The organism is Paraburkholderia sp. CI3, assembly GCF_050436505.1.
In the GTDB taxonomy this organism is placed as follows: Bacteria; Pseudomonadota; Gammaproteobacteria; order Burkholderiales; family Burkholderiaceae; genus Paraburkholderia; species Paraburkholderia tuberum.
Window position 1 is genome coordinate 267,243 of the sequence record NZ_JBNDMI010000004.1, and the last position, 23,904, is coordinate 291,146.

Below are 23,904 nucleotides of genomic sequence, written 5' to 3' on the forward strand. Positions count from 1 at the left end.
AAAAGCGAAGTGGCGGACTTGTGGTGCGAGCGGCGCTCAACCGGCAACCCCGCTCGCCCGCTCGATGGCCTCGACGCGGCTGCGCATCGTCCTGCGATACCACAGTGTCCACAGCGCGAGTCCCGCGTAGATGCCGTAGCCGATAAAGGGCGACACGACGAGGAAGCGTTCGATCGGCCACGTCAGCGCCATCCACGCGCGTAGCGCGGTTTCGGCGGTCAGCCCGATGCCCCACACGAGCGTCATGGTTCGCATCGCGGTGGCGAGACCGGGGCGCTCGCGCCATAGCGCCTCGAAATGCGCGGCGCCGCCTTCCATTTCGCGCGCGACCGTCGCGCGCGCGAGGTAGAAGATCAAAGGACGACGCATCGGCAGTGACAGCAGGAACACGACGCCGACCGCGCCGGACACCAGCGACTCGCGCAACAGCAGCATGCGCGGACTGCCCCCGAGCGCCATGGCCGCGACCGACAGCACGATGCCCGCCACCACCATCACGCTGAGCGCATCGACGCGCCTGAAGCGCGCGAGCTCGATCGCGCTCCACACGAGCGGCGGCACGGCGGACGCGATCAGCGCGCCGGTCTCGCCGACCCGCGGCAACGCGAGCCGGTAAGCAAGCCACGGCAGCAGAAAGTTGACGGCCAGTTCGAGCACGAAACCGGGACGGATTTTCATATGAATTTACGCCGTAAGCGAAAGAACCAGTATCGATGAACCGGTCGGGCCGACGCAAATGGTTTTTTTCGTAGCGTTCGCGAGCCGGTGCCGCCGGGCGCCGCACCGGGCGCTCCGCCGCCTTCCCGCGAGTTCGGGCATCTCGCGTCGAGCGCTTGTACACTGACGCATCTTCCTTGCCGACCACCCATGACATCCCGCTATCCGGTCCCGCCCAACGAAATCGAATTGACCGCCGTGCGCGCGCAGGGGGCGGGTGGTCAGAACGTCAACAAGGTGTCGAGCGCGATCCATCTGCGTTTCGACGTGCGTGCCTCGTCGCTGCCGGAAGTGCTGAAGATGCGTCTGCTCGCGCTGTCCGACCACCGGCTCACGCGCGACGGCGTCGTGATCATCAAGGCGCAGGAGCATCGGACCCAGGAGATGAACCGCGCGGCGGCGCTCGCGCGGCTCGATGAACTGATCGAAAGCGTCAGCGTGACCCGCAAGCATCGGGTCGCGACGCGGCCGACCCGCGCGTCGAACCTGCGGCGGCTCGACAGCAAGACCAGGCGCAGCGAGGTCAAGTCGGGGCGCGGCCGCGTGCACGAGTAGCGGCGTGGGTCGCTAACGCCCGGCGCCGCGTCTGCCGGTGCGCACATCCGGCGGCGACGCCTCCGGCACGAAGTCGACGCACAGCACGTGCGTGCCGTCGCGCTCGAACGCGATCGCCGCGGTGTAGCAGTCCTGACCATCGGCGAGCGAATAATGCGGCCCCATCATCGCGACGCGGCCCGGCGCCGCGAGCGCGTGCCGGAAATACGCGCGACGCGACCAGTTGCTGCGCGTCTCCGTATAGAGCGGCGCGAGCCGCTTCGGAGGCGGCGGGACCGACCCCGCCGTCACCGAAGGCTGGGTCTGCTCGCCCAGGCCGTCGGTGAGGAACACGCGGCGCGCTTCGGGCAGATGCCAGATCTTTTGCGCGGCCTGTTCGAGGTCACCGGTCGCCTTGTAGGTGTCGGCGGCGGCCAGCACCGCTTCCGCGAAGCCCTCGAACCCGAGCCGCTGGTGGCCGGCGTGGGCACGCTCGTATTCGGCGAACTTGCTCCAGATCGACGCGACGAGCGCAGGCACCTTCGTGCAGGCGGCCAGCACGCTGCTCTTTGGCTGACCGAACCAGAACCCCTGCACGAAATCGACGTCGGCCTGCATCAGGATCATCAGCTCCTCATCGGTTTCGACGCCTTCGGCGAGCACGAGCGTGCCCGACTGATGGAGCATCGCGATCAGATGGCTGATCATCGATTCGTCGCCCTCGCGCTTGCCCGCGCGCGCGACGAGCGAGCGGTCGAGTTTGACGATGTCGGGGCGGAAGCGCCACACGCGATCGAAGTTCGAGAAGCCGGTGCCGAAGTCGTCGATCGCGATCAGAAAATCGCGCGGCTGCGAGGCGGCGAGCATGCTGGCGACGGCGGATTCATCGTCGGCGGGCTGCTCGAGCACTTCGATCACGATGCGCTCCTGCGGCAGCCCGAAATGCGCGGACAACTCGTCGATGAAAGCGCGCTGCGGCCAGCCGGTTTCGAACACCTGCGGGCGCGTGTTCAGAAACAGCCACCCGGTGCTGATGCCTTGCTCCATGAAGTTCGCCACATGCAGGCAGCGCGCGATGCGATCGAGTTCGCGCGCTTCGGCGGCCGAGCGCGTGCCCGAGAACAATACTTCGGGCGAGACGGGCAGACCGACGGGATCGAACGCGCGCAACAGCCCCTCGTAGCCGACCACGCACTGATGCGTGACCGACAGCACCGGCTGGAACACGCTGTGCAATGTCAACGCGCGCCAGGTCGCGGTCCAGCCCGACTCGTCGCGGACCAGGTGCGGGAGCAGGCCGCTCACGGTCAATTCGCTGACGGATGGCATAGAAGCGGGCATGAAAGCTGACATGGGATCGTTGCGGCAAGGGAATGAAGGGGCACGCAAACCCATTCGGCGCGTAGCGCTCGCACACCCGAAGCGCCGCCGGAACGAAACGAATGCGTCCCGCGAACACGGAGGGCGGTACCAGCCACGCTGGACTCCGGCGAATTGGTCAAAATGAGTCTAGCAGTTTGCAGCGCGCGACAATGTGCGGGTTATCACAAACGCATGGGCGCGAAAATTGTCTGCAAAACGGCTGCCTACGGCCGCGCGGCAATCCGTTGCGGTCATGCGCCGGAGCGTCCCGCGCGCTTGCCACGCGCGAAACCGATTCTCAATCGCAATGAGTTACCGTACCACGCCGAGGGTAGCAGGGCGCCCAGTGGTCGCCCGCCAAACTCCAGGCCGACGGTGCTCACATGCTAGTGCCGCTGTAGGCGCTGATGCGGCCATTCGGGCGGCGAGCTTGGCACTGCTCTGCCGGGCGGATTCTGGCGCGACGTGCAGGAGCCGCGCCGGTTCGTGTTCATCGAGCGCTGGGAAAGCCAGGATGCGCTCGCGGCGCATGCGAAATCCGCGCATATCCAGGCTTATAAGAAGGCGGCCGCGGATTGGAAGGAGCACGTGGAGATTCGCGTGGTGTCGAAGATCGCCTGAATTCGGGCGCGGGCGTCAGCGGCGCGCGGACACGCTGGACAGGTGGGGCGGCCCTGAGGCCGCCGGCGCGCCGTCAGCGATCAGTGGGTTGCTTGCGGGACATCGAGAATCAGGATGATGGTCCAGTCGGCGTCGCCGTCATGGTGATACTGGCGCTCCGCGACAATGAACGGCTCCTGCTTGCCAGCCGGGCCGAGAAACAGCACGTCGCCTTCCATCGGCAGGCATTCGACGGGCGGCAGCGCGAGGTACGCTTCCTGACCGCCACGCGGCATCAGTTTTTCGATCTTGCGAGATGCTGCTTCGGTCCATTCGATATCAAGCTGGATGTTGCTCATGCTGTCCTCCGCACCAGGGTGCGCACGGGTTAGGGGATGCCGGCGGCTCGCCGGTCGGTGCGCGACTTTAGCATACAGAGAGCAGAGCGCCGGCGGCTTGCCAAGCCGGTGCGCGCTCGGAGTGCCTTGCCAGCAGCGAGCGGGTCGCACAAATAAAAAAAAGCCGAAACCGGCGCTGCCAGCTTCGGCTTTTTCACCTTCACGACGAGGCCGCGAGGCGAGATCCGCGAAGTCGTTCAGGTGCCCGACGCGTCGGCACCCTTCTTCGGATGATGCGGAGCCATCTTGTGATGCTTGGCCGGCGCGGCCGGTGCGCTTCCCATCGACTGCTCGCGGTTTTGCAAATCTTGCGCACGCTGCTCGACGTCGGCGGCCTTCGCCGGATCGGTGCTCGTCGAGATGCCGTTGTCCTGCGCGTGAGCCGCGCCGGCTGCGGCACACAAGGAAACCAGGATCGCCATGGACACTTTCTTCATCGTTACCTCCGTAGAATGATGGTGGTGGACCCGAGTATTGCCTGTCCAGTGGGAAAGACAATGCATTCTATCGAGCAAACTCTTCTCCAGCCGATGGCTTTGTAACCGCGCTCAACACTTGTTACGTTTTGTAATAGCTGGACGCTGGTTGAATAAACCGCGACGTCCTCGAGTGCGAGAGCGCAGCGGCCTACATCGTCCGTCAGAACCAGCCGATCGCGCGATACAGGTGAAATTGCGCGAGGCCGATTAGCTCATGCAACGCTATCTCCGCGGCCACGAGATTGGCGAAGCGCGGCAGCACACCGATCCGCGCGCGCCGCGCGCTCGAAATCTGCGGCTGCGGCGCGACGCCGAAGCACTGAAAATCGAGCAGCGCACGCGGCATGTGATACGCGGAGGTGACGAGTATCAACGTGTCGTAATGTGATTGACCGACAATAACCGAGACGTTGCGCGCGTTCTCATAGGTCGTGCGGCTGCTTCGCTCGAGCACGATGTCCGAGCGCGCCACCTGCTGACGCAGCAGATAGGGCAGGTAGGTGTCGGCTTCGGTCGCGCTATGCCGCTGCGGATTACCGCCGCTGACGATCACCCGGCACGTGCTCGCCGTGCGCTTGCAGGCCGCGTAGTTCTGCGCGCTGACCTCGATGCGCGAGAGTACGTCGCGCGGTGGCACCAGCACGTGGTCGTGGTCGTAGACCGTGCCGCCGCCGAGCAGGATGATCGCGGTGCGTGGCGCGAAGGTGGCGGCCGTGGCGCTCTGTCGTTGCGGCTGCGCCAGATGGAGCAGTGGCGCGGTTAGCCAGCCGGCCGCGAGCAGCCAGAACAGCGCGATCATGCAGACGATGAGCGGCCGGCGCGCACGTTTCCATAGCACGATTGCTGCAAAAAAAAGCGCTAATAAAGTGAATAGAATCAATTTAAATGGGGTAACGTATGTCTTTCGGGACAAATCCACGGGCCTGCCATCGCGCCGCGGCGGTTGCATCGTCGGTTCATGGAGAGAACGCTAACATGCCGTTCTGACGGGGGTTCCGAAAACGAGACCAGGCAGCACCTGGCGGAAATCCGCTGTCAGACAGGCGGCGAGCTTCCGACCAGGAGCGGGTGCTACGCGCGTCGCCGGTGGCGCAGTGACGCGTGGGCATGAATGTGTCATAGCTGCACTTTAAGAAAGAAGTGAGATGACCACGTATTCCAACGAAGCGGTACTTGAAGGGCTGCGGCGAGCGCAATATCGTCAGGTTCCCTGGGCCAGAAGGCCGGGTGTCTTCCAATATCTTCGCGCGCTGGGGCTGATGGACACCGTTCGTCAGCGAACCGTCGCACCGGCGCCAGGCTTTCATGCTCCCGTCGACATCGCGGTGCTCACCGAACGCGGCAAAGCGGAGTTTGCGCGGCTCGAGCACGACGAGCGTCTGCTCACATGGACAGCGCAACGCATGAACGATTATGTTCTCGGCGCGGCCGAACCGCAGTCCGCCGCGACAGCCGAAGTCAGATCTTAGCTCAAGGTTCACCGCTTATCTGAACTGAGTCACTGTCCGCCCGGGCCTGTCACCCCCTCGGCGGGCCGTCGCCGACGTCGACCGGTCGCCGTGCGCGTCCGGGGGCGAATCTCCGTTTCCCATCGACATGGCGGCGACGCGATCCGCGCAGGTCGTTGCCGTTGCGCGCCTTTCATGCCATCAACGCCTCGAGGGCAAAAAAAGCCCGTATCACGAAGATACGGGCATACCGGAATTACTACTGCCACGCTGTGCTAATGGCGTTGAGTCAGACTGGTGCCGCGTCCGGTGGTTCCCCGATCGTAAGTGCGCAATGCAAGATACTGGGCGACCGCGTCGCGCCACGCGCCGTCCGAGCGGCGACTTAGCAAATCATCGCCGCCGCTGATCCTCACGCGGCGCATCGGGCCGTGCCCGCACATTGCTGGCGATATCGCCGCGCAGATCGCCACGCGGCGTCGGCGGCGTGAAGTCGCGATTATGGGCCTCGCTCTGCTGCCACGCTTCCAGCGTGGCTTGGCGGTCCGGGCGCCAGTTCCACCCTTGCGGGCGTTGTTGCGCAATTGCGGGCGCGGCCATCGATGAAATCACAATGCCGCACAACACCAGTGACATTGGTTTCATTCCGAAATCCCCCTCAACCTCGAGCCCCTCGACTCAAGGCCTGTTTGCATAAGTATTAACGTATGCCGGGGGACGAAAGCACGTTGTAATTAATAGTAAATGGATGTTTCACCCGGAGCTATCGGGTAGTTTGGCAGTCTGAGGCAGCGCGCAAGGAGCGCTGTGGTGGGCGTGCGGGAGGCGCGACGAAAGGGGCGCGCGAAGCGGAGAAGACAGCGTCTCGCGGCGACCGTCAAATGCTGGCGGGTCGTGGGCGCGCACGCAATCGTGGAAAAGTCGGCAGGATAAAAAACCGGGCGCCTATAGGCGCCCGGTGACCGCGTAGTTTCGCGTCAGGCCATCTTGACCGGCGCGCGCCACGATTCCGGATTGGTCCAGAACGCGCCGCGTAGGCGGTCGCGGCTCGGCGGTGCCGGCGATTTCGCGGCCGTTGCGCCGATCCGGCCGCGCAGCGAGACTTCGCGGCCGCTCGTGCCAAGCCGTTTCACAATTTCAGCGAGCGTGCCATCGGCTTGCCACTCGTCGAAGCGCCGGCGGCAAGTCGGGGGGGACGGGTAGCGGCCCGGCAACTTGGACCAGCCTTCGCCTGTCGACAACACCCAAAGCACGGCGTTGACCACCGCCCGAGCTTCCACGCGCGGTCGACCGCGCCGTTCGCTGCGCGCTGGCTCGGCGCAGAACAAAGCCTCGACCAGCGCCCACTCGTTATCTCTCAAATCGTCGAACAGCATCATGTTTCACCTCAGCGAAGCTAACTCCGGTGCGCTGCCCCGCGCCGCGCACTCTTCACGCACTCGATAGGCGAGTGCCAAAGGGGACGGGCTTGCCACGGATTGCCATCGGAAATCATGGCGCCCTCCCTGTGCGTTTCACAACGCACGAAGTGTGCCAATTTGCTGCCGATTGCCTGAAAGCCCCGTGGCGGCGGGCCAACGCGGGCGCCAACCAGGGGCGTATAAGAATCCAAAAAACCCATCTCGCAAATCGGGACAATCACCAATCTGGGGCACAAAAGCCCGGCCGGCGTGCGTTCGCGCTTTTTTGCTGCATCGCAGCGGCCGCGTGGACGGTGCTATGCCGCATGTATTTGGTTGTACAATGCGCATCAAGCTGCGCTATTGATGAGGTGAACAAATGAATGTGACGCTGCGACAGCTCAGGGTTTTCATCGAGGTGGCGCGCTTGCAAAGCTTCAGTCGGGCCGGCGACGAAATCGGCCTCACGCAGTCGGCGGTCAGTCGCTGCGTACGCGAGCTCGAAAGCGAGATCGGCCTGAAGCTCATCGATCGCACGACGCGCGAAGTGCAACTAACCGACGTAGGCGGCAACCTCGTGGCGAGTGTGTCGCGACTGCTGGGGGATCTCGACGACGCGTTGCGCGAGATCCGCGAAATCGGCGAGCAGCGCCGCGGACGCGTGGTGGTCGCGGCGAGCCCGACCGTCGCGTGCCGGCTGATGCCGCGCGTAGTCGCGTCGTGCGGACAGCAGTTTCCTTATGTGACGCTTGGGCTGCGCGACGACGTGCAAAGCGACGTCGTGCGCAAGGTGAAGTCGGGTGAAGTGGACTTCGGCGTGATCATCGGCCCGTTCTCCGACGACGATCTGCTCAGCGAGACGCTGATGACGGACTCGTTCTGCATCGTGTCGCGTGACGATCACCGGCTCGCCGCGCGCAAACAGGTTACGTGGAAGGACCTCGACGGCGAGCAACTCGTGATGCTCGATTATGCGTCCGGCAGCCGCCCCCTCATCGATGCCGTGATGCAGGCGCAGGGCGTGAACGCCACCGTGGTGCAGGAACTCGGCCATTCGGCGACGGTGTTCGGGCTCGTCGAGGCGGGCGTCGGGATCAGCGTGCTGCCGTGGCTCGCGCTGCCGCTGCCGGCGGGGGCGTCGCTGGTCGCGCGTCCGCTGGTGCCGCGCGCGGAACGCCTCGTCGAACTGGTGCGGCGGCGCGACCGGTCGCTGTCGCCCGCGGCCGAGGCGGTGTGGAATCTGATCCGCCAGTTGCCGGGCCGGGCCGAGGAGTTGAATTAACGGGCGGGATCGCGTGCGATCCGTTCGACTGGTGGATTGGCGCCGGGCGCGGCCCGCCGCCCACACGCCGCCTACCGCTACTCGCTGCGCCGCTGTCCGGTTACCCGGCGCGCTAAACTACCATCTTCATCGCGCACGCCTTCGCGGTTGCGCTTCGAGCCTCTTATCCTTCACCCACCCGGAAGCCTCGATGAGCGAATTGGACCTGCCCGTGCCCTCCATCCCGAATGCGCGCGACGCCGTACGCGCGCTGCGTCCATCGCAAATCCGTGAAGTCGCGAACGCCGGTTTCGGCGTCGACGACGTGCTGCCGTTCTGGTTCGGCGAGTCCGATCGCGTCACACCCGCATTCATTCGCGACGCCGCGAGCGCCGCGCTCGCCGCCGGCGCGACGTTTTACACGCACAATCTCGGCATCGCGCCATTGCGCGCGGCACTTGCGGGCTACGTCAGCGAGTTGCACGGGGCGACGTCGCCCGAGCACGTCGCGGTCACGAGCGCGGGCGTCAACGCGCTGATGCTCGCCGCGCAGCTGGTGGTCGGTGGCGGCGACCGCGTCGTCGCGGTGACGCCGCTATGGCCGAATCTGGTCGAAATCCCGAAGATTCTCGGCGCGCATGTCGAAACCGTCGCGCTCGGCTACGGCGAACGCGGGTGGGAGCTCGACGTCGGGCGATTGCTGACCGCGCTGACGCCTGACACGAAGATGCTGATGATCAACTCGCCGAACAACCCGACCGGCTGGGTGATGAATCGCGACGACCAGCGCAGCGTGCTCGAACACTGCCGGCGGCACGGCATCTGGATCGTCGCGGACGAGGTCTATGAGCGGCTCTACTATCCCGGCGATGACGCCGCCCAGGCGGCCGGTGTGCGCACCGCGCCATCGTTTCTCGACCTCGCGACACGCGACGAACGCGTGATCTGCGTGAATTCGTTCTCGAAAGCCTGGCTGATGACGGGGTGGCGGCTCGGCTGGATCGTCGCGCCGACCGCGTTGATGGACGACCTGGCGAAGCTGGTCGAGTACAACACGTCGTGCGCGCCGTCGTTCGTGCAGCAGGCGGGCATCGCGGCGCTCAAGCAGGGTGAGCGTTTTACGCAGCAGCTGGTGCGCGACCTGAGGGCGTCGCGCGATCATCTGGTGCGCGCGCTGTCGGCGGTTCCCGGCGTCGATGTGAAGGCCCCGCTGGGCGCGATGTATCTGTTCTTCTCGATGCCGGGCTCGACGCGCAGTCTCGATTTGTGCAAGGCGATGGTGCGGGAGGTCGGACTCGGCGTGGCACCGGGCAGCGCGTTCGGGCCGCAGGGCGAGGGATTCGTGCGCTGGTGCTATGCGTGCGATACGGTGCGGCTCGATGCCGGCGTCGAGCGCTTGACGCGGTTTCTGGCGCGCCACGCCGGGGCCTGACCATGCGGCCTCGTACGCCCCCCGCGCTTCGTGTTGACGCACCGCGAGCGGCGAAAAGCCGCGAATCGTGAGAATCTTCTTGCTGTCGACTCGACCCGGGCGGGCGCGGCTACACCGGTCGGCGCCGCAGCAGAAGATGCACGGCAGATCGCGGCTTTACGCCCCGGTCGTTTTTGCGTAATATGGCGCTCAGTCACGCGATTCCTTTCAGGAATATCGCCGCTCCGTCCGGCTGGGTCTGGCTCGATAAGTCTGTTCGCCACCCCCCGGTGCGTGCTCCCATCAATATGACCGATCAGAATCGGGCGAGCGCGTCTTCAGTTCCACATCGTCTGTTTGATCCGGTTCTTTGACCACAGGGTCTGACCTAGCTGCATGAATACCCAAGAGGCGAAGATCGTCCTCGAGACTGCCTTGATCTGCGCGCAGGAGCCGTTAAAGCTCGGCGAATTGCGCAAGCTCTTTGCCGACGGCGTGTCGGCGGACACTGTTCGGACCTTGCTCGAAGACCTGAAGCGGGACTGGTCTGGGCGCGGTGTGGAGCTGGTCGGGCTGGCGTCGGGCTGGCGGTTTCAAAGCAAGCCCGCGATGCGTTCGTACCTGGATCGGCTGCATCCGGAAAAACCGCCGAAATATTCGCGCGCGGTGCTCGAAACGCTCGCGATCATTGCCTACCGGCAACCGGTGACACGGGGCGATATCGAAGAAATTCGCGGTGTGACGGTGAATACGCAGGTCGTCAAGCAGCTCGAGGATCGCGGCTGGATCGAGGTGATCGGTCATCGCGACGTGCCGGGGCGTCCGGCGCTGTATGCGACCACGCGCCAGTTCCTCGATGACCTTGGTCTAACGGCGCTTGACGAGTTGCCTCCGCTTGCCGATCCGTCCGCACAACTGAACGCGGATCTGCTGGGTCAGCACGCGATCGAGTTTGCCGAGGGCGACGCGCAAAGCATGCAGCAGCCGGTGCAGGATGCCGGGCACGACATCGCGGGTGAGGCTGGCGAGCCGGCTCCGCCGGAAGCGGCGCAGCACGCCGCGTCGGGATTTGAGGCAGCGCCTCCCGAGACGGTAGCCGAGTCGACGCTCGAACCGGAGCCCCGTGCGGAAGCGACCGGGCAGGCCGGCACGACGAGTGCGTCAGACGCGTCGAGCGCGCTGCACGACACGCAACAACAGCCCGAACCGGCACCCACGGCAGCGCAGACCAGCGTCGCCGGCTCGGCACAGCATTACGATCCGGTCGCCCAGACCGATCCGGCAATACCCGCGCACGGCTCGGACGTGGCTCACAATACGGAGCACGCTGCTGAGCCGAATCCGATCGAGGCGGCGCACGGCGATCCCGAGGATCGCCGCGATGCCGCGCAGGACGCAGGTTTTCTGACCGACGACGAAACCGAGTCGCGCAGCGCCTGACGTAACCGAACTTTTTTGCCGCGCCCGCAACGGGCGCGCGCGACCTGACATTTTGAGGTTGTTTTGACACATACCCACGACACCGATTCGTCCGAATCCGAGCGCCCCGTGCCGTCGGCGCGGACCGACGAACGCACTACGCAAGCGGCGGCAGGCGAGGGCGAGCGCCCGGCTCATGGCGCGGAAGCAGAGGGCGAAGAGCGCCCCCGCCGCGGTCTGCGTCGCGGGCCGCGCAGCCTGATCGCGCGACGCCGCGCCGGCGCGAAGACGAAGGCAGCCGAGGGCGCGCCCGCGCAAGGCGGGCCGGTCGTCGCCGAAACGCCGCCGGACGGCGAGGTCGTCGCCCAGGTGCGCACGCCGCGCAAGGACGCGGGCGCGAAACAGGGCGGGCGTCGTAACGCTGGCGGTGCGAAGCGCGAGGGCGTATCACGCGAAGACCAGCGCGAACGTCAGCCGCGCGAAGGTCAACGTGAGGGCCAGCGCCAGAATCGCCGCGGCGCCGATGCGGCCGCGGAGTCAGCTCAGGACGATCTGTTCTCATACGTGACGTCGCCCGCATTCGACGCCGACAACACCACGACTGGCGGCGTACGCGCGCCGATGCTGCGCCGTGGCAAGGCAGCGGGCCCGAAGCGCGTGCTGTCGCCCGATGACGACGCGCCGAAGCTGCACAAGGTGCTCGCCGAGGCGGGCATGGGCTCGCGCCGCGACATGGAAGAGCTGATCATCGCCGGCCGCGTGTCGGTGAACGGCGAACCGGCGCACATCGGCCAGCGCATCATGCCGACCGACCAGGTCCGGATCAACGGCAAGCCGGTCAAGCGCAGGCTCGCCAGCAAGCCGCCGCGCGTGCTGCTGTACCACAAACCGACCGGCGAAATCGTCAGCCACGCGGACCCGGAAGGCCGTCCATCGGTGTTCGACAAGCTGCCACCGATGAAAACGGCCAAGTGGGTCGCGGTCGGGCGTCTCGACTTCAACACCGAAGGTCTTCTGATGCTGACCACCTCGGGCGATCTCGCGAACCGGTTCATGCATCCGCGTTATAGCGTCGAGCGCGAATACGCGGTGCGTGTCGTCGGCGAACTCGCCGAGGGTATGCGTCAGAAGCTGCTAAACGGCGTCGAACTCGAGGACGGCCCGGCGAATTTCTTGCGCATCCGCGATGGCGGCGGCGAAGGCACGAATCACTGGTACCACGTCGCGCTCGCCGAAGGGCGGAATCGCGAAGTACGCCGCATGTTCGAAGCGGCCGGCCTGATGGTCAGCCGGCTGATCCGTACGCGCCACGGCCCGATCTCCCTGCCGCGTGGTCTGAAGCGCGGCCGCTGGGAAGAACTCGAGGACAATCAGGTGCGCGCATTGATGGCATCGGTCGGCCTGAAGGCGCCGACTGAGGAGCGCGGTAGCCGCAATGCGGCGCCGGAGCGTCGTCAGCCGGATCCGATGCAGACGTCGATGGGCTTTATCAACCGCGAGCCGGTGTTGATGTCGCACAGCCGCTTCGAGCAGCAGCCGCGCGGACAGGGTCGCCGTGGCGCGGCGGGCGGTGGCTTCGGCGCGGGCATGGGGGGCGGCACTGGTTCCGGTGTCGGTGTGGGCAATCGCGGCGCCGGGGGGCAGCGCGGCCGCGACGTCGACGGCAACCGCGCGTCGTCGCCCAACGGCAACCGTGCGCGCACTGGCGGCAAGCGTGCCGGCGCGTCCGGCGACAGCGGCGGCAATCGCGGGCCGGGCGGCAATCGTGGCGGCAACGCCAACCGTGCCGGCGGCAACGCGGGTTCGGGCGGCGCGATTCGTGGCGGCGGCACGGCGCGCGGTCGCTCGCGCGGCCGTTGAGCGGGGCGCTGTACCGCGTTTGAGGGGTGGCCGTTGAACGGCCATACCCTTTGGTGCAGTTCGCATGACCTGCCAGGCTGATATGACTCCCGGTGTCAATCGGGATCGGGTTTTTAGTTTCTCGAATTTATGTTGCCGGAATTTCCTCAGGGCGGCGTAGCAGTACATTTCGGCGGTGGATCAAGCTGATATCCGCGGGTTGGGTACCGCACTACAGATGTCCGCCCAATGAGCCTGCCGCTATCTGGAACCGCAAGTCGGATGCAGTAGTCCGTTGCGTAGCCTGGTCGCGGGTTACTCGTCCCAAGCGAGAGTAGAAAGGCCTTCACGCGTTGCCGTGCGCGCTTCAGGTCGTCTTTGGCGCCACCCACGTCCGTGCCAGATCGCGGAACGCTTCGTCGTCGTCGCTCGGCACGTACACCGCGGAGAGGTCACCGGCGCGCAAAGACCGCACAAGCTTGATCGCATCACGCCGCTCAGTCTTGACCCGTTCACCCGGTTTTTTCGGAATCAGCGATCGGGCGCACACGATGCACCCGAATCCCTTCTGCACGAACTGCCGGTAAAGTCCGTAGCCGCATGGACCGGCCTCGCAGGCAACGCAGATATGCCGCACTTTCGACTGCAGGCGCCTGCACAGGTGATGGATATCAGCCTGCGTCATACCGATCTTGCCCAGCAGTTCGACTTCGCCCGAGCCCGGCCCATACGCGACTTTGATCGAGTCCTTGTGTACATCGAGACCGACGCACAGCGTGCTATCGTCTTCCATGCTGGCCTCCGTGCCGGAAATCGCCGGGAGCGGCCGTGTCCGCACTGTGCTGCTCTGGCTGCAATGCTAACCCGCGCTTGATTCCTTACGGCGGGCCAGCCATTGCCTCACGGGAGTCATACTGCATACTGACTAGCAATGTCGAGTGCTTCCCGGCCGAGCCGTTTATCGTTCTTGGCGATTTTATGCCGCCTCTTGTTTGCCGCGTTCGCACGGCGTTCCGATGCGTCAAACGCCGTGCGAAACTGCGCTGAAGACCGACAGGACGCATCGCCGCAAAGTGTTGGCGTGGCCAGTCCGGCTCCCCTTCCCGACGGCTCGGGCGGCCTTGCAAAAGCCCGGATTTGCCCCCACATTGCCGAAAGATTCCTATCAAATCAAGCGGAAATGCGCATCGCCCGGCGTTCCGCGGATTGCGTTTGGGCCGGAAAATGGCTACAATCGCGAAGTCGCTGGGCGTACGGTTTCATGTGCGGCTCAGGTGCGACCACCGGCAATAAGATGATGGGCGTTCAGCCCATTTTTTTTTGCCGCTCAGTTCATCGTGGTTCGGCATCTCGGGTTCGCACGAACGTGCGCCGGCTTGGCGCGCGGCCCGCATTGGTTGTTTGCAGAAGAGGCGAGGCTCGCTGCGCGAACATCTAAGAGGGCACTGTGCAACTGACGGAACTGATTGAAACCACGGTCGTGGGACTCGGCTACGAGCTCGTCGATCTCGAGCGCACCGGGCGCGGCATGTTGTGTATCTATATCGACCAGCCAGCCGGCATCGCAATCGAAGACTGCGAGAAAGTCACGCGTCAGCTCCAGCACGTTCTGACGGTCGAAAATATCGATTACGAGCGGCTCGAAGTATCGTCACCCGGTCTCGATCGCCCGCTGAAGAAACTGGCGGATTTTGAACGTTTCGCGGGCAGCGAAGCGGTTATCACACTGAAAAAGCCATTGGACGGTCGGAAATCGTACCGGGGCATTTTGCATGCTCCGCAAGGCGAGACGATCGGTCTGGAATTTGAAGGAAAAGAAGGGGCCGCGATGCTCGATTTCACGCTCGCGGACATGGACAAGGCGCGCCTTGTTCCGAAAGTTGACTTTAGGAGCCGCAAACAATGAGTCGCGAAGTGTTGATGCTGGTGGATGCGCTGGCACGCGAGAAGAATGTCGATAAGGACGTGGTATTTGCCGCGCTCGAAGCGGCTCTCGCTTCGGCCTCCAAGAAACTCTTCGAAGAAGATGCGGACATCCGCGTCCACATCGACCGTGAAAGCGGCGAGCACGAAACGTTTCGCCGCTGGAAGGTGGTGCCGGACGAAGCAGGTCTGCAGGAACCGGATCAGGAAATTCTGCTGTTCGAGGCGCGCGAGCAGCAGCCCGATATTCAGCTCGACGAGTTCATCGAGGAGCCGGTGCCGTCGATCGAATTCGGCCGTATCGGCGCGCAGGCCGCCAAGCAGGTGATCCTGCAGAAGGTGCGCGACGCCGAGCGCGAGCAGATCCTGAACGACTTCCTCGAGCGCGGCGAACACATCATGACCGGCTCGGTGAAGCGCCTCGACAAGGGCAACTTCATCGTCGAATCGGGCCGCGTCGAAGCGTTGCTGCGCCGCGACCAGCTGATCCCGAAGGAAAACCTTCGGGTGGGCGACCGCGTGCGCGCGTATATCGCGAAGGTCGACCGCACCGCGCGTGGTCCGCAGATCGAGCTGTCGCGTACGGCGCCGGAATTCCTGATGAAGCTGTTCGAGATGGAAGTGCCGGAAATCGAGCAGGGCCTGCTCGAGATCAAGGCGGCGGCTCGCGATCCGGGCGTGCGCGCGAAGATCGGTGTGGTGGCTTATGACAAGCGCATCGATCCGATCGGCACCTGCGTCGGTATTCGCGGCTCGCGCGTGCAGGCCGTACGCAACGAGCTCGGTGGCGAAAACGTCGACATCGTGCTATGGTCGGAAGACCCCGCCCAGTTCGTGATCGGCGCGCTCGCGCCGGCAGCCGTGCAGTCGATCGTCGTCGATGAAGAAAAGCATTCGATGGACGTCGTCGTCGACGAGAACGAACTCGCGGTTGCGATCGGCCGCAGCGGCCAGAACGTGCGGCTTGCCAGCGAGCTCACCGGCTGGCAGATCAACATCATGACGCCGGACGAATCTGCGCAGAAGCAGAATCAGGAGCGCGGCGTCCTGCGCGACCTGTTCATGGCGCGTCTCGATGTCGACGAGGAAGTCGCCGACATCCTGATCGACGAAGGCTTCACGAGCCTCGAAGAGATCGCCTACGTGCCGCTCAACGAAATGCTCGAAATCGAGGCATTCGACGAAGACACCGTTCACGAACTGCGCAACCGCTCGCGCGACGCGCTGTTGACGATGGCGATCGCGAACGAAGAAAAGGTCGAGAATGTAGCGCTCGACCTGAAGAGCCTGGACGGCATGGACGCCGACCTGCTCGCGAAACTGGCCGAACATCAGATCCAGACGCGCGACGAACTCGCCGAGCTGGCCGTGGATGAATTGGTCGAGATGACTGGGATGGGAGAGGATGCCGCTAAGGCGTTGATCATGAAAGCACGTGAACACTGGTTCCAGTGAGAAATGACCATGGCGCACTGAATTGAACGCGGCCGTCAGGCCGCATGACCCGATGCTAACCGCAAGGAATCGGTCCTTGCATTAAGAGGAATGAATGGCGAGTAACAACGTAGCCCAATTTGCCGCGGAACTGAAAATGCCTGCAGGCGTGCTGCTTGAGCAGCTGCAGGCAGCTGGCGTCACAAAAGCGAGCGAAGCCGACTCCTTGTCCGAAACGGACAAGGCGCGTCTGCTCGACCACTTGCGCAAGTCTCACGGCTCGACTGATGCAGACAAGCGCAAGATCACGCTGACGAAACGGCATACGTCGGAGATCAAGCAGTCCGATGCGACGGGCAAAGCTCGCACCATTCAGGTCGAGGTGCGCAAGAAGCGCACGTTCGTCCGCCGCGACGAGACTGTCGCGGAAGGCGGGGATGCATCGAATCATGTGGCCGAGAATGCGGACGCAGAAGATCTCGAACTGCAGCGTCGTGAGGAAGAAGCACGTCACGAAGCTGAGCTGCTCGAAAAGCAGGCGCAGGAGCTGAAGGCGCGCCAGGAACAGCTCGAGCGCGAAGAAGTCGACCGTCAGGCGCGCGAGCAGGCCGCGGAAGCCGAGCGTCAGCGCGCGGAAGAAGATGCAAAGAAGCGCGCAGCGGCTGCGGCCGAGGCGGCGGCTCGCGAGAAGGCCCAGCAGGCGGCGGCGAAAGCCGCTGCACCGGTTGCCGAGAAGGCAAACGAGCAGGACGACGAACGCGCGGCAGCGGAACGCGCCGCGCAACGCGAAGCCGCGAAGAAAGCGGAAGACGCCGCGCGCGTGGCCGCCGAAAAGGCGCGCGCCGAACAGGAAGAAATCGCCAAGCGCCGCGCGGCGGCCGAAGCCGAAGCGCGCGCGATTCGCGAAATGATGAACACGCCGCGCAAGGCGCAGGTGAAGGCGCCGGAACCGGCACCGAAGCCCGTCGAGCCGGCCAAGGCGGCCGAAGCCAAGGGCACGCTGCATAAGCCGGCGCGTCCGGCTGGTGAAGCACCGGCGCGCCCGGCAGCGAGAAAGCCGGCAACCGCCGCGACTCCGGCGCCCGCGAGCGCACCGTCGGCGGGCGACAAGAAGAAGCCGGGCGGCGGTAAGAGCGGCTGGCAGGACGACGCAGCGAAGCGCCGCGGCATCAAGACGCGCGGCGATTCGAGCGGCGGCGTCGATCGTGGCTGGCGCGGCGGTCCGAAGGGGCGTGGCAAGCATCAGGAGCAGAACACCACGTTCCAGGCGCCGACCGAACCGATCGTGCGTGAAGTGCATGTGCCGGAAACCATCACGGTCGCGGATCTCGCGCACAAGATGGCGGTGAAGGCTTCGGAAGTCATCAAGGTGATGATGAAGCTCGGCCAGATGGTCACGATCAACCAGATGCTGGACCAGGAAACGGCGATGATCATCGTCGAGGAACTGGGCCACCATGCGCTCGCGGCGAAGCTGGACGATCCGGAAGCCATGCTGGTCGAAGGCGAAGCGGGCGACGCCGAAGCGCTGCCACGTCCGCCGGTCGTCACGGTGATGGGCCACGTCGACCACGGCAAGACCTCGCTGCTCGACTACATCCGCCGCGCGAAGGTTGCGGCAGGCGAAGCGGGCGGTATTACGCAGCACATCGGCGCCTACCACGTCGAAACGCCGCGCGGCGTGATCACGTTCCTCGACACGCCGGGTCACGAAGCCTTTACGGCAATGCGTGCCCGCGGTGCGAAGGCGACCGATATCGTGATCCTGGTGGTGGCCGCCGACGACGGCGTGATGCCGCAGACGAAGGAAGCGATCTCCCACGCGAAGGCTGGCGGCGTGCCGCTCGTCGTCGCGATCAACAAGATCGACAAGCCGGAAGCGAATCCGGAGCGCGTGAAGCAGGAGCTCGTCACGGAAGGCGTCGTGCCGGAAGAGTACGGCGGCGACTCGCCGTTCGTGCCGGTGTCGGCGAAGACCGGCGCGGGCATCGACGATCTGCTCGAAAACGTGCTGCTGCAGGCCGAGGTGCTGGAGCTGAAGGCACCGGTCGAATCGCCGGCCAAGGGTCTCGTCATCGAAGCGAAGCTTGACAAGGGTAAGGGTCCGGTCGCAACGATCCTCGTCCAGTCAGGTACGCTGAACCGCGGCGACGTCGTGCTGGCAGGCAGCGCCTACGGTCGCGTCCGTGCCATGCTCGACGAAACCGGCAAGCCGACCAAGTCCGCGGGTCCGTCGATCCCGGTCGAAATCCAGGGTCTGTCGGAAGTGCCGCAGGCTGGCGAAGAAGTGATCGTGATGCCGGACGAGCGCAAGGCGCGTGAAGTTGCACTGTTCCGTCAGGGCAAGTTCCGCGACGTCAAGCTCGCAAAGCAGCAGGCCGCGAAGCTCGAGAACATGCTCGAGCAGATGGGCGAGGGCGAAGTGCAGTACCTGCCGCTCATCGTCAAGGCCGACGTGCAGGGTTCGCAGGAAGCGCTGGTGCAGTCGCTGCAGAAGCTCTCCACCGACGAAGTACGCGTGCAAATCGTGCACGGAGCGGTCGGCGGCATCAGCGAGTCGGACGTCAATCTCGCGACGGCGTCGAAGGCGGTCATCATCGGCTTCAACACCCGTGCGGATGCGCAGGCTCGCAAGCTCGCGGAAGCTAATGGCGTCGACATCCGCTACTACAACATCATCTACGACGCCGTGGATGACGTGAAGGCGGCAATGTCGGGCATGCTGGCGCCGGAGAAGCGCGAAGTCGTGACGGGCACGGTCGAAGTACGCCAGGTATTCAAGGTGCCGAAGGTCGGCACGGTGGCCGGCTGTATGGTCACGGATGGTTTCGTCAAGCGCTCGTCGTCGGTGCGCGTGCTGCGCAACAACGTCGTGATCTTCACGGGCGAACTCGATTCGCTCAAGCGGTTCAAGGACGATGTGAAAGAAGTCCGTCAGGGCTTCGAGTGCGGTATGTCGATCAAGAACTTCAACGATATCGTCGAAGGCGATCAGTTCGAAGTCTTCGAGGTCACCGAAGTCGCGCGTACGCTGTAATTCGCGCGGCACGGCACAGCGGGCGGAACGGGCTTGACGCCCGCTCCGCCCGTTGTTTTTGAGCCCGCAGTGTCGAATTTGTTGCTGGCTTGGTTGCCGCGTTCGTCGCAAATGGACTCTCACCCCGCCGCGGCGACCGCGACGCCGTGGTATCGAACGAATATCGAACACGGCTCGCGCGAACCAATTTTTTGCATCCGTCTTAGCGGAGCACACAACACCATGCCTAAGAAACGTACTACTCCCAATCGCAACGTGCAGATCGCCGATCAGATCCAGCGCGACCTGGCTGAGCTTCTGCGCGAGGTCAAGGATCCGCGCATCGGCATCGTCACATTTCAGAGCGTCGAGCTAACGCCCGACTACGCGCACGCAAAGGTCTACTTCACGACGCTGACGGGCGACCCGCAGCAAACGCTCGAAGCGCTGACGCACGCTGCCGGCCATCTGCGCAATCTGCTGTTCAAGCGCCTGCATATCCACACGGTGCCGACGCTGCATTTCCACTACGACAAGACGATCGAGCGCGCCGTGGAGATGTCGCGTCTGATCGACGAGGCAAATTCCACGCGCGCGAAAGACGACTGAGCGTCTGCCGTGCCGTGGCGTTCCATGTAGCGCGCGGCGCCTTTTTTCGCATTTCCCGAACGTTCTGCCTCCCTCGACATGACCGCACCTCAACGCCCCCGCGTGCCGCGTCGCGCGCTCGATGGCGTGCTCCTGCTCGACAAGCCGCTCGGCCTGTCGAGCAACGACGCGCTGGTTCGCGCGAAACGTCTTTATCTGGCGAAAAAGGCGGGCCACACCGGCACGCTCGATCCGCTGGCAACCGGCCTGCTGCCGCTGTGTTTCGGCGAGGCCACCAAGTTTTCGCAAGACTTGCTCGAAGCCGACAAGACCTACGAGGCGACGATGCGCCTCGGTATCCGCACGACCACCGGCGACGCCGAAGGCGAGGCGTTCGACATCCGCGCCGTCGACTGCGACGAAGCGGCGGTGCGGGCGGCCTTGCCGAAATTCATCGGCGAGATCGTTCAGATTCCGCCGATGTACTCGGCGCTCAAGCGCGATGGCAAGCCGCTGTACGAGTACGCGCGCGCCGGCCAGACGGTCGAACGGGAAGGGCGGCAGGTGACGATTCGCTCGCTCGAGCTGATTGCGTGCGCGTTGCCGGATGTGACGTTTCGCGTGACGTGCAGCAAGGGCACCTATGTGCGCACGCTTGCCGAGGATATCGGCGAAGCGCTCGGCTGCGGCGCGCATCTGGTCGCGCTGCGGCGCACGGGCGTCGGCGCGCTGACGCTCGAGCATTCGGTCACGCTCGACGCGTTGTCCGACGCGACTGAACTCGAACGCGACGCATGGCTGCAACCGGTCGACGCGCTGCTGTCCACGTTCCCGCAGGTCTGTCTGAACGACGATGACACGCGCCGCTTCCTTCACGGCCAGCGCCTGAAGCTGTCGTCGCTGACGATCGCCGCCGACGCGGTGAATGCCCCCGCGCGTGAGGGTGTACTCGGCGCAGGGGCGGCTTCTCGGGGTCGCGAAGCCGGGCGAAGGCGTGCTCGCACCCGACCGTCTGATCGTGACGACGGAGAGCTAGAGGTCGCCGTTTTGCCAGCCCGGCGCGGACAATAAAAAAACGGGATCGCCATCGAGCGATCCCGTTTTGATCATGCCCTCCGGTGGAGCGGTGTCGAACTAAAGCAACACCACAAACGCCCCCCTCAATGTGCCGCGGCCGCCGCCGCTCCCGCATCGCCGCCTGCCCGTTCCGGCCGCGTGATCCAGATCAGCGCGATCAGCGCGACAAAAATACCGGCCGAAATGAAGAACAGATCGTTTACGCCGAGCTGCGCGGCCTGCTGCGTGACCATGGTGTTGAAGAGACCATAGGTCTGCTGCTGATCCAGGCCCGCCGCGCCCATCTGATGAATCGATTGACCGAACGCTGGGTTGTAAGCATTCGCCTGTTCGGTCAGTTGCGCGTGATGCATGATCGTGCGGTGATCCCAGGCGGTCTGGAAGATCGACGTGCCGATACCGCCGCACATGATCCGCACGAAGTTCGACAGCCCCGAGGCCGCCGGAATCCGATGGCCCGGCAAGCCCGACAGCGTGATCGACACGAGCGGAATAAAGAAGCCGGCCATACCGATACCTTGAATCAGCGTGGGCAGCATCAGCGAGTACGTATCGACGCCCGTCGTATAACGCGAGCGCATCCAGAAACACAGTGCGAAAATCAGGAACGACAGCGTCGCGATATAGCGCGGATCGGTACGCGGCAGCACCTTGCCGGTCAGCGGCGACAACAGGATCGCGAACACACCGACGGGTGCCATCACGAGTCCGGCTTCTGTCGCCGTGTAGCCGATATCGGTCTGGAGCCACAGCGGCAACAGCACGAGATTGCCGAAGTAAAGCCCATAGCCGATCGACAGCGCGATCGTGCCGCCGGTGAAATTGCGTCGGCTGAACAGCGACAGATCAACCACCGGATGCTCGGCCGTCAACTCCCACACGATAAAAAACGCGAGCGCGATCACCGCGACGAGCGCGAGCACGACGACCGTCGTCGACGAGAACCAGTCGAGGTCCTTGCCCTTGTCGAGCATCACCTGAAGCGAGCCGACCCAGACGATCAGAAGACCGAGGCCGACGCCGTCGATTGGCGCCTTCCTGATGACCGAATCGCGGTTACGGAAGATCATCCACGTCGCGGCGGCCGCGACCGCGCCGACGGGAATGTTGACGTAGAAGATCCACGGCCACGAGATGTTGTCGGAAATCCAGCCGCCGAGGATCGGACCGGCAACCGGTGCGATCAGCGTGGTCATCGCCCACATCGATAGCGCCATTGGCGCCTTCGCGCGCGGATAGCTCGCGAGCAGCAGCGTCTGCGACAGCGGGATCATCGGGCCGGCCACCGCGCCTTGCAGCACGCGCGACGCAAGCAGGAACGGCAGGTTCGGCGACAGCCCGCACATCCATGACGACAGCACGAACAGCACGATCGACGCCATGAACAGCCGCACCTGGCCGATGCGGTCGGTGAGCCAGCCGGTCAGCGGCACCGAGATCGCGTTGGCCACCGCGAACGACGTAATCACCCACGTGCCCTGGTCGGACGATACGCCGAGGTCGCCGGAAATCGACGGGATCGACACGTTCGCGATCGACGTGTCGAGCACGTTCATGAACACGGCGAGCGACACCGCGATGGTGCCGATCACCAGTTGCGCGCCCTCGAGCGGCGGGTGAGGGACTTGCGCCTGAGCCTGAGCCATTAAAAGAGCCTTCCATGAATCATCGGGCGGACCCTCAGCTCTTATGGGCCGCCGGTTTCGCGGCGGCCGCGGCGCTCGCCGCGGTCGACTTCTGCGCGCCGCCGTTCGCGTTCGTGCCGGCGTTTTCCGAGATGATGCGCGCGATTTCCGCATCGGCTTCCGCGCCGTACTTGTCGAAGACGTTGGTCTGGTAAACCGTGGACGGCGCCTGACCGAGCTGGCCGCCGGTGTCGTCCTTGATGTTCACGTCAGCTTGCATCGACAGACCGATACGCAGCGGATGCTTCTCCAGTTCCTGCGGATCGAGCGAAATACGCACCGGCAGACGCTGCACGACCTTGATCCAGTTGCCGGTCGCGTTCTGCGCGGGCAGCAGCGAGAACGCCGAACCCGTGCCGGCCGAGAAGCCGACCACCTTGCCGTGATACGGCACCGACGAGCCGTAGACGTCGGCCGTCAGTTCGACCGGCTGGCCGATGCGCATGTGCTTCAGTTGCACTTCCTTGAAGTTCGCCTCGACCCACACGTCATGCAGCGGCACGATCGCCATCAGCGGCGAGCCGGGCGATACGCGCTGGCCGACCTGCACCGAGCGTTTTGCGACATAGCCTGTGACCGGCGCCGGCAGAGTATTGCGAGCGTGGTTCAGGTATGCGTCGCGCAGCTTCGCGGCGGCGGCCTGCACGTTCGGGTGATCGGCGATCGTGGTGTTCGCGGTCAGCGCGCGGTTTGCCGCGAGTTGCTGTTTGGCGGCGTCGAGCGCGGCTTGCGCGCTCTTCACGGAGTCGCGTGCGTGCGAAATTTCTTCCTGCGATACCGCGCCGGTCTGCGCGATCGTCATACGGCGCTTCAGGTCGTCCTGGGCGCGCGACAGATCGGCCTGGCTCGCCGCGACCCGCGCTTCGTACTGGCTGTCGTCAGCGAACAGGCCGCGCACCTGGCGCACCACCTGCGCGAGATTGGCCTCGGCCTGTTCGAGTGCGACGCGCGCGTCGGCCGGGTCGAGCACGACGAGCGGGTCGCCGGCCTTGACGACCTGGGTGTCGTCCGCGTTGACCGCGATCACGGTGCCCGTGACCTGCGGGGTGATCTGCACGACGTTGCCGCTCACGTAGGCATCGTCGGTGTCTTCATGGAAGCGCGCGACGAGGAAGTAGTACAGGCCGTACGCGACCGCGGCAATCAGGATCACGATGACGAGCAGCGTCATCATGCGCTTGCGCTTGCCGTTGTTCGCCGCTTGCGGTGGAGTGGCGGGCTGCTGGGGGGTGCTCATTGATGTGCTCCGGGTTCTTTTGAACGTCGTCGTTTATTCGGGTGTTCGTGTGTATGCGTGTGCGTCGGCGCGGGCG

General features: G+C 64.7%; 19 protein-coding genes and 3 pseudogenes. 12 read left to right on the forward strand and 10 right to left on the reverse strand.

Annotated features, from left to right (window positions below; genetic code table 11):
* Positions 1-36: 36 nt before the first annotated feature.
* Positions 37-678 (reverse strand): VC0807 family protein, encoded by a 642-nt coding sequence (locus OKW29_RS22695; protein WP_090804107.1) that lies wholly within the window; start codon positions 676-678, stop codon positions 37-39.
* 189 nt (positions 679-867) lie between these two features.
* On the opposite strand from OKW29_RS22695, the gene arfB reads away from it, so the two are divergent.
* Positions 868-1,272 carry an alternative ribosome rescue aminoacyl-tRNA hydrolase ArfB gene (gene arfB / locus OKW29_RS22700; protein WP_184029945.1) on the forward strand — a complete coding sequence of 135 codons (405 nt, stop codon included), beginning with the start codon at positions 868-870 and terminating at the stop codon, positions 1,270-1,272.
* A gap of 12 nt (positions 1,273-1,284) precedes the next feature.
* Here the strand turns inward: arfB and OKW29_RS22705 are convergent, their stop codons facing one another.
* Positions 1,285-2,580, reverse strand: coding sequence for a sensor domain-containing phosphodiesterase (locus OKW29_RS22705; protein ID WP_429294912.1), 1,296 nt, complete (start codon positions 2,578-2,580; stop codon positions 1,285-1,287).
* Between the two features lie 492 nt (positions 2,581-3,072).
* Here OKW29_RS22705 and OKW29_RS22710 point away from each other — a divergent pair.
* Positions 3,073-3,234: pseudogene (locus OKW29_RS22710) on the forward strand (putative quinol monooxygenase); the annotation flags it as partial.
* Positions 3,235-3,314: 80 nt separating this feature from the next.
* On the opposite strand, the gene OKW29_RS22715 reads toward OKW29_RS22710, so the two are convergent.
* The 3 genes from OKW29_RS22715 to OKW29_RS22725 form a co-directional block, all read right to left on the reverse strand.
* Entirely contained in the window at positions 3,315-3,572 is a 258-nt protein-coding gene (locus tag OKW29_RS22715) for a DNA-binding protein (RefSeq protein ID WP_090804111.1), read from the reverse strand.
* 236 nt (positions 3,573-3,808) lie between these two features.
* Complete coding sequence (locus OKW29_RS22720; protein ID WP_429292694.1) at positions 3,809-4,048, reverse strand: hypothetical protein; 240 nt, start codon at positions 4,046-4,048, stop codon at positions 3,809-3,811.
* A 202-nt stretch (positions 4,049-4,250) separates the two neighbouring features.
* Complete coding sequence (locus OKW29_RS22725) at positions 4,251-4,970, reverse strand: YdcF family protein (protein ID WP_429292695.1); 720 nt, start codon at positions 4,968-4,970, stop codon at positions 4,251-4,253.
* Positions 4,971-5,235: 265 nt separating this feature from the next.
* On the opposite strand from OKW29_RS22725, the gene OKW29_RS22730 reads away from it, so the two are divergent.
* A complete protein-coding gene (locus tag OKW29_RS22730) occupies positions 5,236-5,559 on the forward strand; it encodes a hypothetical protein (protein WP_187626757.1) in 324 nt (107 codons plus the stop codon).
* A 372-nt stretch (positions 5,560-5,931) separates the two neighbouring features.
* Here OKW29_RS22730 and OKW29_RS22735 read toward each other — a convergent pair whose 3' ends face one another.
* Together OKW29_RS22735 and OKW29_RS22740 are read right to left on the reverse strand one after the other, a co-directional pair.
* Entirely contained in the window at positions 5,932-6,183 is a 252-nt protein-coding gene (locus OKW29_RS22735; protein WP_090804114.1) for a hypothetical protein, read from the reverse strand.
* A 332-nt stretch (positions 6,184-6,515) separates the two neighbouring features.
* Positions 6,516-6,917, reverse strand: a complete 402-nt coding sequence (locus OKW29_RS22740) for a transposase (protein WP_429292696.1) — start codon at positions 6,915-6,917, stop codon at positions 6,516-6,518.
* Positions 6,918-7,317: 400 nt separating this feature from the next.
* Here OKW29_RS22740 and OKW29_RS22745 point away from each other — a divergent pair, with 400 nt between their 5' ends.
* The 4 genes from OKW29_RS22745 to rluB all read left to right on the forward strand — a co-directional run bounded on the left by OKW29_RS22745 (position 7,318) and on the right by rluB (position 12,889).
* Positions 7,318-8,220, forward strand: coding sequence for a LysR family transcriptional regulator (locus tag OKW29_RS22745; RefSeq protein ID WP_184071227.1), 903 nt, complete (start codon positions 7,318-7,320; stop codon positions 8,218-8,220).
* 190 nt (positions 8,221-8,410) lie between these two features.
* Complete coding sequence (locus OKW29_RS22750) at positions 8,411-9,631, forward strand: pyridoxal phosphate-dependent aminotransferase (RefSeq protein ID WP_429292697.1); 1,221 nt, start codon at positions 8,411-8,413, stop codon at positions 9,629-9,631.
* Between the two features lie 375 nt (positions 9,632-10,006).
* Positions 10,007-11,050: an SMC-Scp complex subunit ScpB gene (scpB, locus tag OKW29_RS22755; RefSeq protein ID WP_429292698.1), complete on the forward strand. Its 1,044-nt coding sequence runs from the start codon at positions 10,007-10,009 to the stop codon at positions 11,048-11,050.
* Between the two features lie 63 nt (positions 11,051-11,113).
* On the forward strand, positions 11,114-12,889 hold the full coding sequence (gene rluB, locus OKW29_RS22760) for a 23S rRNA pseudouridine(2605) synthase RluB (RefSeq protein WP_429292699.1): 1,776 nt from the start codon (positions 11,114-11,116) through the stop codon (positions 12,887-12,889).
* 302 nt (positions 12,890-13,191) lie between these two features.
* On the opposite strand, the pseudogene OKW29_RS22765 reads toward rluB, so the two are convergent.
* Positions 13,192-13,661: pseudogene (locus tag OKW29_RS22765) on the reverse strand (IS110 family transposase); the annotation flags it as partial.
* Between the two features lie 654 nt (positions 13,662-14,315).
* Between OKW29_RS22765 and rimP the strand changes: the two are divergent.
* From rimP to truB, 5 genes and pseudogenes are all read left to right on the forward strand, one after another.
* Positions 14,316-14,774: a ribosome maturation factor RimP gene (gene rimP / locus OKW29_RS22770; RefSeq protein WP_006052964.1), complete on the forward strand. Its 459-nt coding sequence runs from the start codon at positions 14,316-14,318 to the stop codon at positions 14,772-14,774.
* On the forward strand, positions 14,771-16,246 hold the full coding sequence (gene nusA, locus OKW29_RS22775) for a transcription termination factor NusA (RefSeq protein ID WP_176120042.1): 1,476 nt from the start codon (positions 14,771-14,773) through the stop codon (positions 16,244-16,246). Before rimP ends, nusA begins: the two co-directional genes overlap by 4 nt.
* A gap of 94 nt (positions 16,247-16,340) precedes the next feature.
* Positions 16,341-19,262 carry a translation initiation factor IF-2 gene (gene infB / locus OKW29_RS22780; RefSeq protein WP_429292700.1) on the forward strand — a complete coding sequence of 974 codons (2,922 nt, stop codon included), beginning with the start codon at positions 16,341-16,343 and terminating at the stop codon, positions 19,260-19,262.
* 222 nt (positions 19,263-19,484) lie between these two features.
* Positions 19,485-19,850: a 30S ribosome-binding factor RbfA gene (gene rbfA, locus OKW29_RS22785; protein ID WP_008922231.1), complete on the forward strand. Its 366-nt coding sequence runs from the start codon at positions 19,485-19,487 to the stop codon at positions 19,848-19,850.
* Between the two features lie 78 nt (positions 19,851-19,928).
* Positions 19,929-20,865 (forward strand): annotated as a pseudogene (gene truB, locus OKW29_RS22790) (tRNA pseudouridine(55) synthase TruB).
* Between the two features lie 124 nt (positions 20,866-20,989).
* On the opposite strand, the gene OKW29_RS22795 reads toward truB, so the two are convergent.
* Together OKW29_RS22795 and OKW29_RS22800 are read right to left on the reverse strand one after the other, a co-directional pair.
* On the reverse strand, positions 20,990-22,552 hold the full coding sequence (locus OKW29_RS22795) for a DHA2 family efflux MFS transporter permease subunit (RefSeq protein WP_429292701.1): 1,563 nt from the start codon (positions 22,550-22,552) through the stop codon (positions 20,990-20,992).
* A 34-nt stretch (positions 22,553-22,586) separates the two neighbouring features.
* Positions 22,587-23,828: an EmrA/EmrK family multidrug efflux transporter periplasmic adaptor subunit gene (locus tag OKW29_RS22800; RefSeq protein WP_429292702.1), complete on the reverse strand. Its 1,242-nt coding sequence runs from the start codon at positions 23,826-23,828 to the stop codon at positions 22,587-22,589.
* Between the last annotated feature and the right edge of the window lie 76 nt (positions 23,829-23,904).

Coding starts and splice junctions, on each gene's coding strand:
- OKW29_RS22695 (WP_090804107.1), bottom strand. CDS start 678: ATGAAAATCCGTCCCGGTTTCGTGCTCGAACTGGCCGTCAACTTTCTG.
- arfB (WP_184029945.1), top strand. CDS start 868: ATGACATCCCGCTATCCGGTCCCGCCCAACGAAATCGAATTGACCGCC.
- OKW29_RS22705 (WP_429294912.1), bottom strand. CDS start 2,580: ATGCCATCCGTCAGCGAATTGACCGTGAGCGGCCTGCTCCCGCACCTG.
- OKW29_RS22715 (WP_090804111.1), bottom strand. CDS start 3,572: ATGAGCAACATCCAGCTTGATATCGAATGGACCGAAGCAGCATCTCGC.
- OKW29_RS22720 (WP_429292694.1), bottom strand. CDS start 4,048: ATGAAGAAAGTGTCCATGGCGATCCTGGTTTCCTTGTGTGCCGCAGCC.
- OKW29_RS22730 (WP_187626757.1), top strand. CDS start 5,236: ATGACCACGTATTCCAACGAAGCGGTACTTGAAGGGCTGCGGCGAGCG.
- OKW29_RS22735 (WP_090804114.1), bottom strand. CDS start 6,183: ATGAAACCAATGTCACTGGTGTTGTGCGGCATTGTGATTTCATCGATG.
- OKW29_RS22740 (WP_429292696.1), bottom strand. CDS start 6,917: ATGATGCTGTTCGACGATTTGAGAGATAACGAGTGGGCGCTGGTCGAG.
- OKW29_RS22745 (WP_184071227.1), top strand. CDS start 7,318: ATGAATGTGACGCTGCGACAGCTCAGGGTTTTCATCGAGGTGGCGCGC.
- OKW29_RS22750 (WP_429292697.1), top strand. CDS start 8,411: ATGAGCGAATTGGACCTGCCCGTGCCCTCCATCCCGAATGCGCGCGAC.
- scpB (WP_429292698.1), top strand. CDS start 10,007: ATGAATACCCAAGAGGCGAAGATCGTCCTCGAGACTGCCTTGATCTGC.
- nusA (WP_176120042.1), top strand. CDS start 14,771: ATGAGTCGCGAAGTGTTGATGCTGGTGGATGCGCTGGCACGCGAGAAG.
- infB (WP_429292700.1), top strand. CDS start 16,341: ATGGCGAGTAACAACGTAGCCCAATTTGCCGCGGAACTGAAAATGCCT.
- rbfA (WP_008922231.1), top strand. CDS start 19,485: ATGCCTAAGAAACGTACTACTCCCAATCGCAACGTGCAGATCGCCGAT.
- OKW29_RS22795 (WP_429292701.1), bottom strand. CDS start 22,552: ATGGCTCAGGCTCAGGCGCAAGTCCCTCACCCGCCGCTCGAGGGCGCG.
- OKW29_RS22800 (WP_429292702.1), bottom strand. CDS start 23,828: ATGAGCACCCCCCAGCAGCCCGCCACTCCACCGCAAGCGGCGAACAAC.